The organism is Tenacibaculum singaporense, from assembly GCF_003867015.1.
Classification (GTDB): domain Bacteria; phylum Bacteroidota; class Bacteroidia; order Flavobacteriales; family Flavobacteriaceae; genus Polaribacter; species Polaribacter singaporensis.
The window spans coordinates 1,159,221-1,173,564 of sequence record NZ_CP032548.1 but is presented as its reverse complement, the minus strand read 5'-3'; the positions used below and the strand labels follow the sequence as shown (position 1 = coordinate 1,173,564).

The window sequence follows — 14,344 nt, the reverse complement described above, 5'->3', positions numbered from 1 at the left end:
TTCTATTTTTGGCGTTTTCATTGGTTATCTGCGACCAATATAATTAATTTATTCTACGTTAAATGTGATAGGTAGGGTATAGCTTACTCTTACCTTCTTACCATTATGTTCACCTGGTTGCATTTGAGGCAATTTTTGTACCAATGCTTCTACATGTTGTTTTAATGTTACGTGAGATGCTCTTGCTTTTACATCAATAACTTTACCATTTTTATCTATTTTAAACTGAACATAAATTCGTTTTTTTCCAGCGGATAATCCTAACGTTTTTGATAAAGAAGCATCAAAATTATCTACTACAAATTGTTGTAAACTTCTGGTAAAGCAAGCTTTATCTCCTTCAGCACATCCTGGAAAAGTTGGTACTTTTTCCATTGTAGAAAAAGGAACATCTTCTGAGTCTTGGTAATTAGTTTTTCCTTGATTTTCATTTTTTCCCATAAAGTCAAAAGCAACCATTTTCCTACCATTTTCAGCTTCAAAAACTCTAATGCTTAATTGAGGCATTCCTTCTTTATTAAATCCATTTAATAAAGCTAAATATTCTCCTTTTTCTTCTTCTGTCAATTCATCTATAGAGTATTCTTTAGTATTTGGAAGTTCTTTTCCTAAAAATAAGTCAAGATATTTACTTTGATAACCAGTAGAAGGCTTTTTTACAATTTTACCATCCTCACTTTTATATACTGTTACAGGCTGTTTTTCAACCTTATTCATTTTAACTTCTTCACTTGAACAAGCTGTATATAAAATCATGCTTCCTAGCAATGGAATTAATAGTAAATACTTTAACTGTTTAACTTTTTTTGATTGTGTTTTCGTCATCATAATAATTCGTTTTTTGATTAATGAATGTTTATAAAATTGATTAATGAATGAAATATGCTCGACCTGAAAAATATCAGCGAGTAAATGGTTTATATAATTTTCTTTTTTTTCTGATTTACTAGCAACAGCATCTGAAATATATTCATGAACTAACGATATACGATTCTGATACACATACACCATAGGATTAAACCACATAACTATTTTTAAAAGCTCAAAAAACAATAAATCTATCGTATGCTTTTGGTCACTATGCACTAACTCATGTTGAATGATTTTTTCTCTTTTTTGAGAAGGAATGTCGTTTCCTAAAAAAATATAGTTGAAAAATGAAAAAGCTTTTGTTTCCTTTGGAAGGAATATCAACTTATAATTGTCCTTTCGGGTAGTTCCATACCTTAAAACTAATCGTATAATACGCTCTAGTTTCACTAAAAACACGATAAAAAACAATATACATCCACCTAAAAATAATACATCTAAATAGTTAATGGATTGATACCAAGACGCTTTTTCAATGACTTTTTGAGGTGATAACACTACCTCTGGCAACAAAATATAATACTCTTTAGGAACAGCCTTTTGAACTGTTGAAATTTTAAACAAAGGCAACACAAAAGAAAGTAATGCTGTACTTAACAAGTACCATCTATTTTTGTTAAAGAAAGTTTCTTTACTTAAAAAGAAATCATACACTGCCACAAAAAGCACCTGGAATAATATAACTTGAATGATATAGTTTATCATGACTTTTTATTTTTATTCACTTCTTTTAAAATACTCTCCAGCTCTTGAATATCCATTTTGTTTTCTTTCATAAAAAACGACACCATGCTTTTAAATGAGCCTCCAAAATAGCCGTTCATTAACTTGTGTAAACTCTCATTACTATACTCAGACTTTTCTACCAATGGATAGTAGACATATCCCCTACCTTTTGATTCATGACCAACAAACTCTTTCGTCTCCAAAATCCTTATGATTGTTGAAACTGTATTATATGCAGGTTTTGGCTCAGGTAATTCAGTAATTACTTCTTTTACTGAAGCTTTTTTCAACTTCCATAATACCTGCATTATTTGCTCTTCTGCCTTCGTTAATTGTTTACTCATGATATCTTTTATAAATATTTCTGAAACAAATATAACTAAAAGATTAGTTTAAACTAATTTTTTAGTTAATAAATATGTAACAAAGCTTTTATATCTTCGTCTTATCAATAAAAAAGTTAATGGATATATTTTTAGTAATACTCGGATTCGTATTTGCTTGTTTAGGAATTATTGGTTCATTTTTACCAGTATTACCTGGTCCTATTACTAGTTGGGTAGGTTTGTTATTGTTACATTTAACAAAAGCTGTCCCTCAAAATTGGACATTTTTAGGAATCACTTTAGTCATTGCTGTCATTATCTTTTTTCTTGACTACTTTATCCCTGCTATGGGAACTAAACGTTTTGGCGGCACCAAATATGGAGTATATGGCACTACTATCGGATTAATTATTGGACTACTCTCCCCTATCCCTTTCGGAATTTTAATTGGTGCTTTTGTTGGTGCCTTGGTTGGTGAATTAATTTACGACAGTAAAGACACTAACAGAGCGATTAAAGCTTCTTTTGGTGCCTTTTTAGGTTTTTTAGCTTCTGCAACCATTAAATTTTCAATTTCTATGGTATTCTTAGTGCTGTTTTTTGTTAAGTTCTGGGAATATAAAGCCGCTTTCTTTTAGAAATAAGCTTGTTATATTTAGCTTTTTACTTCCAATCATGAGATTCCTCCTCGTACCTCGTTCGGAATGACAGGTATTCATGATTTAAGAAGTCAGCAATTACACTTAGTCCCCAGATTGAAGCATTTGTTTGAGCTTCTCGAAGAGAGCGAGTGCGGAAAGCGGGAAACAGCTACTAAAACACGTAACTAAACTGCAAAAAAAAAGCAACCCATCTAAGGGAAGCTTTCCATTGGTTAACAAAACCATGATACTATTTAAAGTATCTAACAACACAACTAAATGCTGTCCTTTTAAAATTAGACAGCCTGCAAATATACATTCTTTTCAGAAACTCACAAATAAAAATTAACTTTTTTATAAAATCTATGTGATACTACCATTGTCTAATTTTGTAATTGATTGTATCTTTGCACCTTTAAATTAAAATTACTTAAAAATTAAGTCAATGCAATTATCAGAACAAGAAGTTGTACGTAGAGAAAAACTATCAAAATTACGTGAACTGGGTATCAATCCATATCCAGCAGATTTATTTCCATTCAATTCAAATTCCAAACAGATTAAACAGGAGTTTAAGGAAGGTAAAAAGGTAGTAATTGCTGGTAGGTTAATGTCTCGTCGTATTCAAGGAAAAGCTTCTTTTGCTGAATTGCAAGATAGTGAAGGACGCATTCAGGTATATTTTAACAGAGATGAAATTTGTACAGGTGAAGACAAAACTTTGTACAACGAGGTATACAAAAAGTTATTAGATATTGGTGATTTTGTAGGTATAGAAGGAGAGTTATTTAAAACTCAGGTTGGAGAAACCACCGTAATGGTAAAAGATTTTAAATTATTAAGTAAGTCTTTAAAACCATTACCATTACCTAAAGTAGACGCTGAAGGAAATACCTTTGACGGATTTACAGATCCTGAGATGCGCTACCGTCAACGTTATGCTGATTTAGTTGTGAATCCACAGGTAAAAGAAGTTTTTGTAAAGCGTACTAAGTTATTCAATGCAATGCGTCAGTTTTTTAACGATGCTGGATATTTTGAAGTAGAAACGCCAATTTTACAACCAATACCAGGTGGTGCAGCTGCTAGACCATTTATTACACATCACAATGCATTAGACATTCCGTTGTACATGCGTATTGCAAATGAGTTATACTTAAAGCGTTTAATTGTTGGTGGTTTTGACGGTGTATATGAGTTTTCTAAAAACTTCCGTAACGAAGGAATGGACAGAACGCACAATCCAGAATTTACCGCAATGGAAATTTATGTCGCTTACAAAGACTACAACTGGATGATGGATTTCACTGAAAAATTATTAGAGCATTGTGCATTAGCTGTAAACGGAACTACCGAAGCTACTTTTGGAGAGCATAAAGTAGACTTTAAAGCTCCGTATGCGCGTGTTACGATGGCAGATTCTATCAAACACTTTACTGGTTTTGACATCAACGGAAAATCGGAAGATGAAATCCGTAAAGCTGCTCAAGACATGGGTATCGAGGTAGATGACACGATGGGTAAAGGAAAGTTAATTGATGAGATTTTTGGTGAAAAATGTGAAGGAAACTACATTCAACCAACATTTATTACCGATTATCCAAAAGAAATGTCTCCATTGTGTAAAGAACACCGTGATAATCCTGAATTAACTGAGCGTTTTGAGTTAATGGTATGTGGTAAAGAAATTGCCAACGCATATTCTGAGTTAAATGACCCTATCGATCAACGTGAGCGTTTTGAAGCACAATTAAAATTAGCAGCTCGTGGTGATGATGAAGCTGGTGAATTTATTGATCAAGATTTCTTACGTGCGTTAGAATATGGTATGCCTCCTACTTCTGGATTAGGAATTGGAATGGATCGTTTAATTATGTATTTAACTAACAATCCGTCAATTCAAGAAGTGTTATTCTTCCCACAAATGAAGCCTGAAAAGAAAGCTCCTACAGTTGAATTAAACGACGATGAAAAAGCCGTACTGGCTTTATTAGAAAAAGCTGAAAAAATAGGTTTAAATGATTTAAAAGCTCAAAGTGGTTTGTCTAATAAAAAATGGGATAAAACCATTAAAGGGTTAACTAAAAATAGTCTTGCAAAAGTTGAAAAAACAGAGGAAGGTTTATTTGTAGAAATCGTATAAGTTATTTCTGAAACTTAATATAATTGAAAAGCAATCTTACTTCGGCTACACTCAGTAACCAGTAAGGTTGCTTTTTTATTTGATTCTTTTATTTATTTTTATTGAAATTTGTTACCAAAGGATATTTTATAAGCTATAACTAATAAAAAAACTCAAATTGAATTTAGACAACAAAAAATTTGTGGCTACTGAAAACAAAAGTGGATTATCATCGAATGAAACCATTTTTCATTATTTCCAAAATGGAACTACTATTACCGGAAAATATAAAGGAGGAACAATACAAGAAGGTTTTATAATTGGAAAACAAACTCAAAATTCCGAAATTAAACTCTTATATCAGTGCTTAACAACCGGAGGAGAATTGAAAGTAGGAGAATCAGCAGGTACAATTTCAAAAACAAAAAATGGAAAACTAAAATTATCGTTTGACTGGAATTGGTTGAATGGAGATTTATCTGGAGGTAAATCTGAATATATAGAAATTGAATAGATTAAAAAAAGCAATCTCTTTTGAGGTTGCTTTTTCTTTGGTCTTCGCCCTATTTTAGATAACTTCGTCTTTAAACAATATATTAATGCTATGGAACAAAAACCTAATAAAAAACAACAAGCCCGTTTTTTTCTCAAAGCTAATCCAGGAATATATGGCAAGGGGCATAAACAAATCACATCAGACAACTTAGTCCAAATAGATGACAAACACAACATTAGCTCTATCCCAATATCTTCTCCCATTGGTATTTATGTTAGACAAAAAACAAAATTTGTAAATAAAAATATACTCATTAATTTTCTTTTAATTTTAAGTATTGTCTTTATTATACTTCTAAAGTTTGTCTTTGTAGAATCATTTAACTCTGTATTTGAAAAAAATATTGAATCTGTTATTTCTAAACTTTGTTTTGCATATATAGCTAGCTTTATTTTCTACTTTATAGTTATAAAAAGATCTGAAAAAAACAAGAAAAAAGAAGCATATGCAATTATTTGTGCTTTAAATGATTCTCTAATAACTCATGGAAATAATGTAAAAAAATGGATTCATGAAGGAGCTAAAGAAGAAATCGATACTTCCTTAGATAAGGATATATTTAAAAAGATCTGTTCAAAAGTTGATTTAAATATAACTCCAAAAGGCTTAAATATTAAAATCGGTGATTTAATATTTTTAGATGGTGTTAAAAAAGTAAATTATTACATTGAAAAGATTTTTATTTATATGCCTTTTCTTGAAGGAGATCTTTTAATTCATTTAAACAAAATTCAAAATTGTATTTTTTCAAGAACAATCACAATAATACCTTATAAATCCCAAAATAACCTAAAAGAGTATAGCAATGATATTTTGGAGTTTCTACAATTAATTGAGGAATTAAAAACTTTAAACAACTCGCTAAAAGTAAAATTCCTAAAGAATTATGAAAAAACATATTAAACACAAACATTAGACATTTATTAATTTACAATAAACATTAACTACAAAATTATTCAAATTCAGAGTTTTTTCATAACTTTAAAGAGCTATGAAAAAATTGTTAGAATACCCTCCTTTTCACTTTTTGGTGTGCCTTATTGCTGGAATAACTCTTCAGTTTTATACACAGATTTGGTTGTATAATTTTATATACTTGGCTTATTCTTTAATAGGGTTTCTCATCATTCTTTATTTCTTAAAAAGAACTGAAATGCGAAAAGCATTTAGTATAGCCATATTATTGTTCTTTGTTTTTATTGGAATTAGCGCTACATATATTCACAACCCAAAGAATTATAAGAGCTATTACGAACATCGATTAACTGAGAATTCTGCTTCTATCCTCATCATACAAAAAGTATTAAAACCTGGGAATTATTATACAAAGTATGTGGCTAAGGTCTCACAGGTTGGTTCCAGTAAAACAAATGGATATGTTCTTCTAAACATTCAAAAAGATACTACCAAAACCTCACTTACTATTGGTAATAAGATTTTTACAAAAACTCCTTTTAAAAAATTAATTCCTCCTTTAAACCCGCATCAATTTGATTACAAACAGTATTTAGCGAAACAGTACATTTATCATCAAGTATTTATAGATGATCATCAATTCAAAAAACTTGAAAACTCAAAACTTTCTTTAATCAGTTTATCTGCTCATATTAGAGAAAGAATACAAGCTTCCTTAAAAAAGTATCATTTTACAAACGATGAATTTGCAGTGATTAACGCATTGCTTCTTGGTCAACGACAAGAGGTTTCAAAAGGGCTACTGGAAAGTTACACCAATGCAGGCGCGATTCATATTTTAGCTATTTCAGGATTACATATTGGTATTTTGCTGTTATTGCTCTCCTATGTATTCAAACCTTTGGAAAAACTTCCTAAAGGAATGATTATTAAAACCGCTTTTATAGTCTTATTTCTGTGGTCATTTGCTTTTATTGCTGGATTATCAGCCTCTGTAATTAGAGCTGTAACCATGTTCACTTTTATCGCAATTGGACAATCATTCAAACGAAAAAAGATTATTGAGTATTCTTTAATCAGTTCGATGTTCTTCTTACTTTTAATAAAACCAATGTTTTTATTTGATGTTGGTTTTCAACTGAGTTATCTGGCTGTTTTTGGCATTATCTGGGTGCAACCATTACTCTACAACCTCTGGAAACCTAAACTTTGGTTACTAGATAAAGGTTGGAGTTTGTTTACAGTTTCAATTGCAGCACAAGCAGGTATTTTACCTATTAGTTTATATTACTTCCATCAATTTCCAGGCTTATTTATGCTATCAAATCTAATTATTATTCCTTTTTTAGGAAGTATATTGCTCTTTGGGGTCATTATTATCTTACTAGCTACATTAAACATCCTTCCTCAATTTATAGCTAATATTTATGGAATTATTATTTCTATGATGAACTATTTTGTTAATTGGGTTGCTCATCAAGAAGATTTTTTATTCAAAGAAATTTCCATGTCTTTATGGGAAATGCTAGCTTGGTATATTTTTATTGTTTTCTCATATAAAGTTTGTGTCCAAAAAACCTCAAAAAGCATCCTTTTTTTACTGACTTCAATTACGATGCTACAAGGAGTTTATTTTTATCAGAAGTATCAAATTAGCAACAAAAGTGAGTTTATTGTATTTCACAAAAGCCGACACTCAATTTACGGAAAGAGAAATGGTAAGGAATTAACAATCATTCGAAGAACTAATGATTCAATTTTACATCAACAAAAAGTACTTCAATCGTATAGAATTGGGGAACATATTTCTTCTAAAGTTATTGACTCTACCTTTAATGTTTTCTCATATAAAAGCAAGCAAGTTTTAATTGTAGATAGTTTAGGGGTTTATCAAATAGATGGACTTAAAAAGCCTATAGTAATTTTGAAAAACAGCCCAAAAATTAATTTAAACAGACTTATTGCAACACTAAAGCCTCAACAAATTATTGCTGATGGAAGTAATTACAAATCGTACATTAACAGATGGAAAGAAACTTGTTATAAACAAAAAGCACCATTTTGGTATACTGGTCAAAATGGTGCTTATATTTTAAAAGAATAGACTTTACATGGCGCTTTTAAAGTTCTTCTCAAACTCTTTCCATGGTGTATTCTTATAATTATCCTTATTAAAATACGCTAGTATTTTTTCAAATCTTTTTTCTTCTAAATATCCAGGTACGTTTTGTAATAACTGTCTTTCTGTATTAAAAAAAGCTGTTGAAGGATAACTTAACTGTCCTTTCATTATAGCTGCTGCTAACTGGTGATACCCTCTTCTTCCTTGAGCTTGATACTTAAACGTTTTTCCTTGAAACGTAATATCATGTTTTGCTTCTCCGTTTAACTTTACTGGATAATAATGTGTATTGATATACTCAATAATTACTTTGTTTTTATATGTTGTTTTATCCATTTTTTTACACCAGCCACACCAGTCAGTATAAATGTCTACTAAAATTGGTTTTGGCTCTTTCTCGCTCATTTCCATCGCTTCTTCAAAGCTCAACCAGTTTACTTTATCTTGTGCCTTTACTCCAAGTGAAATAAAGGTTAAAACTGCTACTAATATTATTTTTTTCATACTCCTTAAGTCTCAATAAGTGTTCCAAATTTACAAAAAAACCTGCCAACATTTAAAATTGACAGGTTGTAAAAGGTTGTTTTAACGTTTATTTAGAGTTATTTAACTCCGTGCATTAATTTTTTTAGTAATGGATGTAGTAACAACGAAACGATACCTAATGCAAAAGGTATAATCGTAAATATCAAGAAGAAACCTGATAAACTATACTCTTGTGTAATCTTTTCGATGTCACCTCCAACATAGTGAGCTAATTTGTTACCTATTGCAATGGCTAGGTAATAAACTCCAAACATAAATGCAATCATACGAGTTGGAATTAACTTACTTAAGTATGATAATCCCATTGGTGATAAACAAAGCTCACCTAATGTGTGGAATAAATACGCTAATACTAGCCAAATCATGCTTAAACTTGCTCCTTCTGCACCAGCAGCTACATTTCTCGCTCCAAACGCAAGAAAACCAAAACCTAAAGCTAATAATGCTAATCCTAAGAAGTATTTTACAGATGCTGGAGGGTTATATCTACTATCCCACCACTTCGTAAATAATGGAGCAAAAATAATAATGAATAATGAATTTAATATCGCAAACCAAGTTACTGGAACTTCAGTATTCGGATCATTAAATTCTACATAAAGTTTATATAAAACAATAGCCCAAACAATCAAGAAACTTGTCCCTAAGATAATGTTTGCTAAACCTATTTTATTAAACGTCTTTCTAAACAAACTAATTAACACGTAAGTAATTATACCTAATGGTACTACTGTTACTAATAAGTCAACTATTTTAAATACTGTTCCTGCGGTACCTTCTAAAACTCTATTTGTAAAGTCTCTGGTATAAATTGGGAGTGATCCAGCCGCCTGTTCAAATGCAGCCCAGAAAAATATTGTAAATAAACAGAATATTGCAAACGCAATCATTCTATCTCTTTCTATTTTTGTGTACCTAGGAATTCTAACAATCAACAATACGATAAAACTTATTGCTGCCAATAGAGCAAAAAACAAGGAATCACTCATTCCTGCAACCGTAAAGTTTAACGTTTGTATGTTTCCTATTTTACTTAAAGGATCATTAAAAATGAATATTAATGCTGATACAGTAAAAACTGCTATTAAAGCATAGTCCACAACTGAAAAAGGGTTTCTTTTTTCAGCGTCAACATCAACTGTTTCCTCTATGCTCTTTACATCTTTTTTAGCTGGTTTATCTCCTAAACTTCCAAAAAGAGGCTGTGCAAAATAAAACTGTAACATACCTAACAACATAAAGATTCCTGCCAAACCGAATCCCCATGACCATCCTATTTTTTCTCCAACCCAACCACAAAGCATTATTCCAATAAAAGCTCCAGCATTTACTCCCATATAAAAAATGTTGTAAGCACCATCTTTCTTATCATCTTTTCCTGCATACATTTTTGAGATAATCGAAGTCATGTTAGGCTTAAAGAAACCATTTCCTACAATTAACAAAGCAATTCCTATATAAAGAAAAGTAGGTGTCTCAACAGCCATAGCTGCATGTCCTAGTGTCATCAGCAAAGCTCCAATTACTACTGCTCTTCTATAACCAATTTTATTGTCAGCTAGCCAACCTCCTAGAAGAGGTGTTAGATAAACGAATAAAGCATATGTTCCTAAAAGAGATAATGCCGCTGATGTGCTCCATCCCCACCCAGGGTTACTACCCGTTATGGCTCCTGTTAAAAAGATAACTAATATGGCACGCATTCCATAATAAGAAAAACGCTCCCACATTTCTGTAAAAAACAAAACGAACAAACCTGCTGGGTGCCCTAAAACTTTGTCTTTAAATAAATTTTCAATATCTGTACTCATTCTTTTTGATATATAGTTTATAATAGAAGAAACCTTGATAGTGACTAGATACTACCAAGGCTTATTTTTTTTTAATTATTATCTGCTAATTCGAATCCTTCTGCTTCCTCATACTTTAAATCTCTTTCATTATCTTCTGCTCCATGTGTTAAAGCTTCTAATTTTCTTCTAAATAATAACATTAACAACCCAAAAGAAACACAAAAAACCGCGATTCCTGTAAAAATGGTAAACTCACCTAAACTTTCTGAAGCTTCTCCTAAAAGTCCTGCTACTTTATTACCAAAACCAGTCATAGCAAAATATACTCCCATCATTAAAGATGCATATTTTACTGGCGCTAATTTAGTTATGTAGGATAATGCTACTGGCGAAATACATAACTCTCCTACTGTATGGAATAAATATGCTAATACTAACCAATACATTGCTGAAGTTCCTTCACTTTGAAATTGAGCAGAAGCTCCTGTCATAAAGAAAAAACCTGCTCCCATAATTATCAATCCCATTATCATTTTGAATAAACCTGTAGATAACTTTCCTTCTAGTTTTCTTTTAGCCCAATATGCTGCTACAGATGTTCCTAAAACAATTATAAAAAATGCATTTAAAGACTGGAACCATGATGCAGGAACTTCAAAGTTACCTAACATTCTACTTGTTTTTTCAGAAGCATAAATATTCATCAATCCTCCTGCTTGCTCAAAAGCTCCCCAAAAGATAATTACTAGTAAAAACGAAATTAAAAGTACTACTACTCTATCCTTTTCTACTTTAGTCAATGGTTTATTCATTATTTCTTTATCCTCTTCATTTTTAGATTTACCTAAGTAATCTCCTACTCCTCTTAAGTGTTTCTGACCTAAAACATATTGTAATAAACCTAGTGCCATTCCTATTCCGGCTAAACCAAACCCATAGTGCCATCCATAAGTTTCTCCAACATAACCAACTATCAAAGCAGATAAAAACGCTCCTACATTAATACCTATATAAAAAATTGTAAATCCTTTATCTCTACGAATATCTCCTTGTTGATACAAACCTCCAACCATTGTTGAGATATTTGGTTTTAACATTCCTACACCTGCGATAATCAAACCTAACCCTGTGTAAAATGCCCACATTTGTTCTATAGCTAAAACACTGTGTCCTGCTACTAATAAAATACCTCCGTATAAAACAGATTTTTTTTGCCCTAAAAATTTATCGGCAATCCATCCGCCTGGTATTGACATTAAGTAAACTAACATTGTGTAAGTACCATACAATGATAAAGCATCACCGTTAGACCATCCTAACCCTGCATTTTCATCTGTAGTTTGCGCTACTAAATAAAGTACTAAAATTGCTCTCATTCCATAGTACGAAAAACGCTCCCACATTTCCGTGAAAAACAGCACATATAATCCTGCTGGGTGTCCAAATAGTTCTTTTTGCTTGATAGGTGTTGAATTTGCCATATTTTATAGGTTGTTTTTAATAAAGTTAGTCATTTTGGTATACAAGTGTAAACGTGTATTACCTCCATAAATACCATGATTCTTATCTGGATACATCCCCCACTCAAATTGCTTATTTGCTTGAATTAAAGCCTCTGCCATTCTATAAGCATTTTGAACGTGTACATTATCATCACCTGTTCCATGAATTAATAAATACTTTCCTTTTAATAATTCTGGATAGTTTAAAGGTGAATTATCATCATACCCTGCTGGGTTTTCCTCTGGTGTACGCATATAACGTTCTGTATAAATCGTGTCATAAAAACGCCATGTAGTAACTGGTGCTACTGCAATTGCTGCAGCAAAAACATCATTTCCTTTTAATAAACAGTTTGTACTCATATGACCTCCAAAAGACCATCCCCAAATACCAATTCTATTCGCGTCAACATACGGTAATTTTGCTAACTCTTTAGCCACAGAGATTTGGTCTTCAGTTTCATACTTTACCAAATTCATGTAAGTAACTTTTTTAAAATCACGACCTTTAAAACCTGTTCCTCTACCATCTACACAAACAACTATATAACCATTTTGTGCTAACATTTGGTGCCAATAATCATTTGAACCATTCCAACTATTTTTTACATTTTGAGAACCTGGTCCTGAATATTGATACATTAAAACCGGGTACTTTTTATTTGCATCAAAGTTTGCAGGCTTAATAGTATACATGTTTAAGTCGTTTCCGTTTACGCTAATTGTTGAAAACTCTTTTTTACTTAAATTATATCCTGCAATAGTTTCTTTTAAAGCTGCATTATCTTTTACAGTTTTTAATACTTTCCCTTCATCATTTCTTAGCGTGTACACTGGTGGTGTATTTGCATCAGAAAAAGTATTGATAAAGTAGTGCATGTTTTTACTAAAAGAAGCATTGTTTGTTCCTGTAGGATTACTTAATAACTTTTTGTTTTTACCATTTAAAGAAATACTATATACCCCTCTATTAATAGAACCATTTTCTACTGACTGATAATAAATAGTTTTCTTATCTGCATTATATCCGTAGTAAGAAGTAACCTCCCAGTTTCCTTTAGTTACTTGATTTAATAATTTACCATTTTTATCATAGTGATAAATATGGTTGTATCCATCTTTTTCACTTGTCCAAATAAAGCTATTATCGTCTAAAAAAGTTAAATCATCAGTAATATCTACATATGCTTTATCTGTTTCGTTTAAAACGATAGAACTATTAAAAGTAGTTGCATCAACAAAATACATTTTTAAATCATTTTGATGACGATTCAATGTTCTAACTGCTAAAATATTGGGGTTGTTTGTCCAGTTAATTCTTGGAATATACTCATAATCTCCAACTCTAATTTCTGCAGTTTTATTCGTTTCTAATGAAAATATACGTAAAGCTACTTTAGCATTTTCTTCACCAGCCTTTGGATATTTAAACACATGCTGTGCTGGGTATTTACCTTTTCCGTATACATCCATTGAAAAAGTTTTAACCTTACTTTCATCAAAACGTAAGTAAGCTAAGTTTTTGCTGTCTTTACTCCATTCAAAAGCTTTTACAAAACCAAATTCCTCTTCATAAACCCAATCGGTAATACCGTTAATGATTTCGTTCTTTTTACCACTATTGGTAATTTGAATTACCGTATTAGCATCTGAGTAATCTTTAATGAATAAATTATTGTCTTTAGCGTAGGCTATTTTTTTACTATCAGGAGAAAAAGTTGGTTCTTGAATATCTGTACCAATTAAATCTAACGATTTTTTTGCTATATCATATACATAATATGTACCTAAATATGAATGACGGAAAATTTGTTTGAAGTTAGTTCCTAAAATTAATTTGGTCTCATCATTATTAAAGCTGTACGATTGAAAATATTTCAATCCTGCTAAATCTTTACTATCAACTATAGTTTCAACTTTCTCTAAAGTTTCATAACTGTATTTATCTACAGTAGAGCTTCCATTCTCATAATTTAATAGCGAATAAAAATCTCCTTTCATAGAATTTAAAGAGTTCATATAATCGGCTCTAAATGTGCCTTTTCGCCATATATCCTCTAAAGAAATATCTTTTTTTTGAGCTTGTACTAGCGAAGATATTCCTATAAACAATAGTAATAATTTCTTCATGTTAAGTTGTTGTTTATCTAAAAAGTTTGCCAAGTTTACGGAAAAATAGCCAAAAATCCGCTCAAAAAAATCATAAAAACCAAATAACACGACCA

Annotated in this window: 11 protein-coding genes; 5 read left to right on the top strand and 6 right to left on the bottom strand. The window is 31.1% G+C overall.

Annotated elements, in window-relative coordinates; translation table 11 throughout:
* Positions 1-48 precede the first annotated feature (48 nt).
* Both D6T69_RS05345 and D6T69_RS05340 read right to left on the bottom strand, forming a co-directional pair.
* Positions 49-1,575 (bottom strand): M56 family metallopeptidase, encoded by a 1,527-nt coding sequence (locus tag D6T69_RS05345; RefSeq protein WP_125066791.1) that lies wholly within the window; start codon positions 1,573-1,575, stop codon positions 49-51.
* Positions 1,572-1,940, bottom strand: coding sequence for a BlaI/MecI/CopY family transcriptional regulator (locus D6T69_RS05340; RefSeq protein ID WP_125066790.1), 369 nt, complete (start codon positions 1,938-1,940; stop codon positions 1,572-1,574). The genes D6T69_RS05345 and D6T69_RS05340 overlap by 4 nt, the downstream gene beginning before the upstream one ends.
* Before the next feature lie 119 nt (positions 1,941-2,059).
* On the opposite strand from D6T69_RS05340, the gene D6T69_RS05335 reads away from it, so the two are divergent.
* From D6T69_RS05335 to D6T69_RS05315, 5 genes are all read left to right on the top strand, one after another.
* The gene (locus tag D6T69_RS05335; RefSeq protein WP_125066789.1) at positions 2,060-2,560 is read left to right on the top strand and encodes a DUF456 domain-containing protein; all 501 of its coding nucleotides are present in this window, start codon (positions 2,060-2,062) and stop codon (positions 2,558-2,560) included.
* Positions 2,561-3,008: 448 nt separating this feature from the next.
* A complete protein-coding gene (gene lysS, locus D6T69_RS05330; RefSeq protein ID WP_125066788.1) occupies positions 3,009-4,706 on the top strand; it encodes a lysine--tRNA ligase in 1,698 nt (565 codons plus the stop codon).
* A 157-nt stretch (positions 4,707-4,863) separates the two neighbouring features.
* Complete coding sequence (locus tag D6T69_RS05325) at positions 4,864-5,199, top strand: hypothetical protein (protein ID WP_125066787.1); 336 nt, start codon at positions 4,864-4,866, stop codon at positions 5,197-5,199.
* A 90-nt stretch (positions 5,200-5,289) separates the two neighbouring features.
* Positions 5,290-6,144, top strand: coding sequence for a hypothetical protein (locus D6T69_RS05320; protein ID WP_125066786.1), 855 nt, complete (start codon positions 5,290-5,292; stop codon positions 6,142-6,144).
* An 88-nt stretch (positions 6,145-6,232) separates the two neighbouring features.
* Positions 6,233-8,260, top strand: a complete 2,028-nt coding sequence (locus tag D6T69_RS05315) for a ComEC/Rec2 family competence protein (RefSeq protein ID WP_125066785.1) — start codon at positions 6,233-6,235, stop codon at positions 8,258-8,260.
* A 3-nt stretch (positions 8,261-8,263) separates the two neighbouring features.
* On the opposite strand, the gene D6T69_RS05310 is transcribed toward D6T69_RS05315, so the two are convergent.
* From D6T69_RS05310 to D6T69_RS05295, 4 genes are all read right to left on the bottom strand, one after another.
* A complete protein-coding gene (locus D6T69_RS05310) occupies positions 8,264-8,782 on the bottom strand; it encodes a thioredoxin family protein (protein ID WP_125066784.1) in 519 nt (172 codons plus the stop codon).
* Positions 8,783-8,880: 98 nt separating this feature from the next.
* Positions 8,881-10,635: a peptide MFS transporter gene (locus D6T69_RS05305; protein WP_125066783.1), complete on the bottom strand. Its 1,755-nt coding sequence runs from the start codon at positions 10,633-10,635 to the stop codon at positions 8,881-8,883.
* Between the two features lie 71 nt (positions 10,636-10,706).
* The gene (locus tag D6T69_RS05300) at positions 10,707-12,098 is read right to left on the bottom strand and encodes a peptide MFS transporter (protein ID WP_125066782.1); all 1,392 of its coding nucleotides are present in this window, start codon (positions 12,096-12,098) and stop codon (positions 10,707-10,709) included.
* A gap of 3 nt (positions 12,099-12,101) precedes the next feature.
* Positions 12,102-14,249, bottom strand: a complete 2,148-nt coding sequence (locus D6T69_RS05295; protein ID WP_125066781.1) for a S9 family peptidase — start codon at positions 14,247-14,249, stop codon at positions 12,102-12,104.
* Positions 14,250-14,344: the final 95 nt, after the last annotated feature.

Bases quoted from the DNA above. Each gene is read 5' to 3' on its own strand.
- D6T69_RS05295 (WP_125066781.1), bottom strand. From the start codon at position 14,249: ATGAAGAAATTATTACTATTGTTTATAGGAATATCTTCGCTAGTACAA.
- lysS (WP_125066788.1), top strand. From the start codon at position 3,009: ATGCAATTATCAGAACAAGAAGTTGTACGTAGAGAAAAACTATCAAAA.
- D6T69_RS05340 (WP_125066790.1), bottom strand. From the start codon at position 1,940: ATGAGTAAACAATTAACGAAGGCAGAAGAGCAAATAATGCAGGTATTA.
- D6T69_RS05345 (WP_125066791.1), bottom strand. From the start codon at position 1,575: ATGATAAACTATATCATTCAAGTTATATTATTCCAGGTGCTTTTTGTG.
- D6T69_RS05315 (WP_125066785.1), top strand. From the start codon at position 6,233: ATGAAAAAATTGTTAGAATACCCTCCTTTTCACTTTTTGGTGTGCCTT.
- D6T69_RS05310 (WP_125066784.1), bottom strand. From the start codon at position 8,782: ATGAAAAAAATAATATTAGTAGCAGTTTTAACCTTTATTTCACTTGGA.
- D6T69_RS05320 (WP_125066786.1), top strand. From the start codon at position 5,290: ATGGAACAAAAACCTAATAAAAAACAACAAGCCCGTTTTTTTCTCAAA.
- D6T69_RS05300 (WP_125066782.1), bottom strand. From the start codon at position 12,098: ATGGCAAATTCAACACCTATCAAGCAAAAAGAACTATTTGGACACCCA.
- D6T69_RS05335 (WP_125066789.1), top strand. From the start codon at position 2,060: ATGGATATATTTTTAGTAATACTCGGATTCGTATTTGCTTGTTTAGGA.
- D6T69_RS05305 (WP_125066783.1), bottom strand. From the start codon at position 10,635: ATGAGTACAGATATTGAAAATTTATTTAAAGACAAAGTTTTAGGGCAC.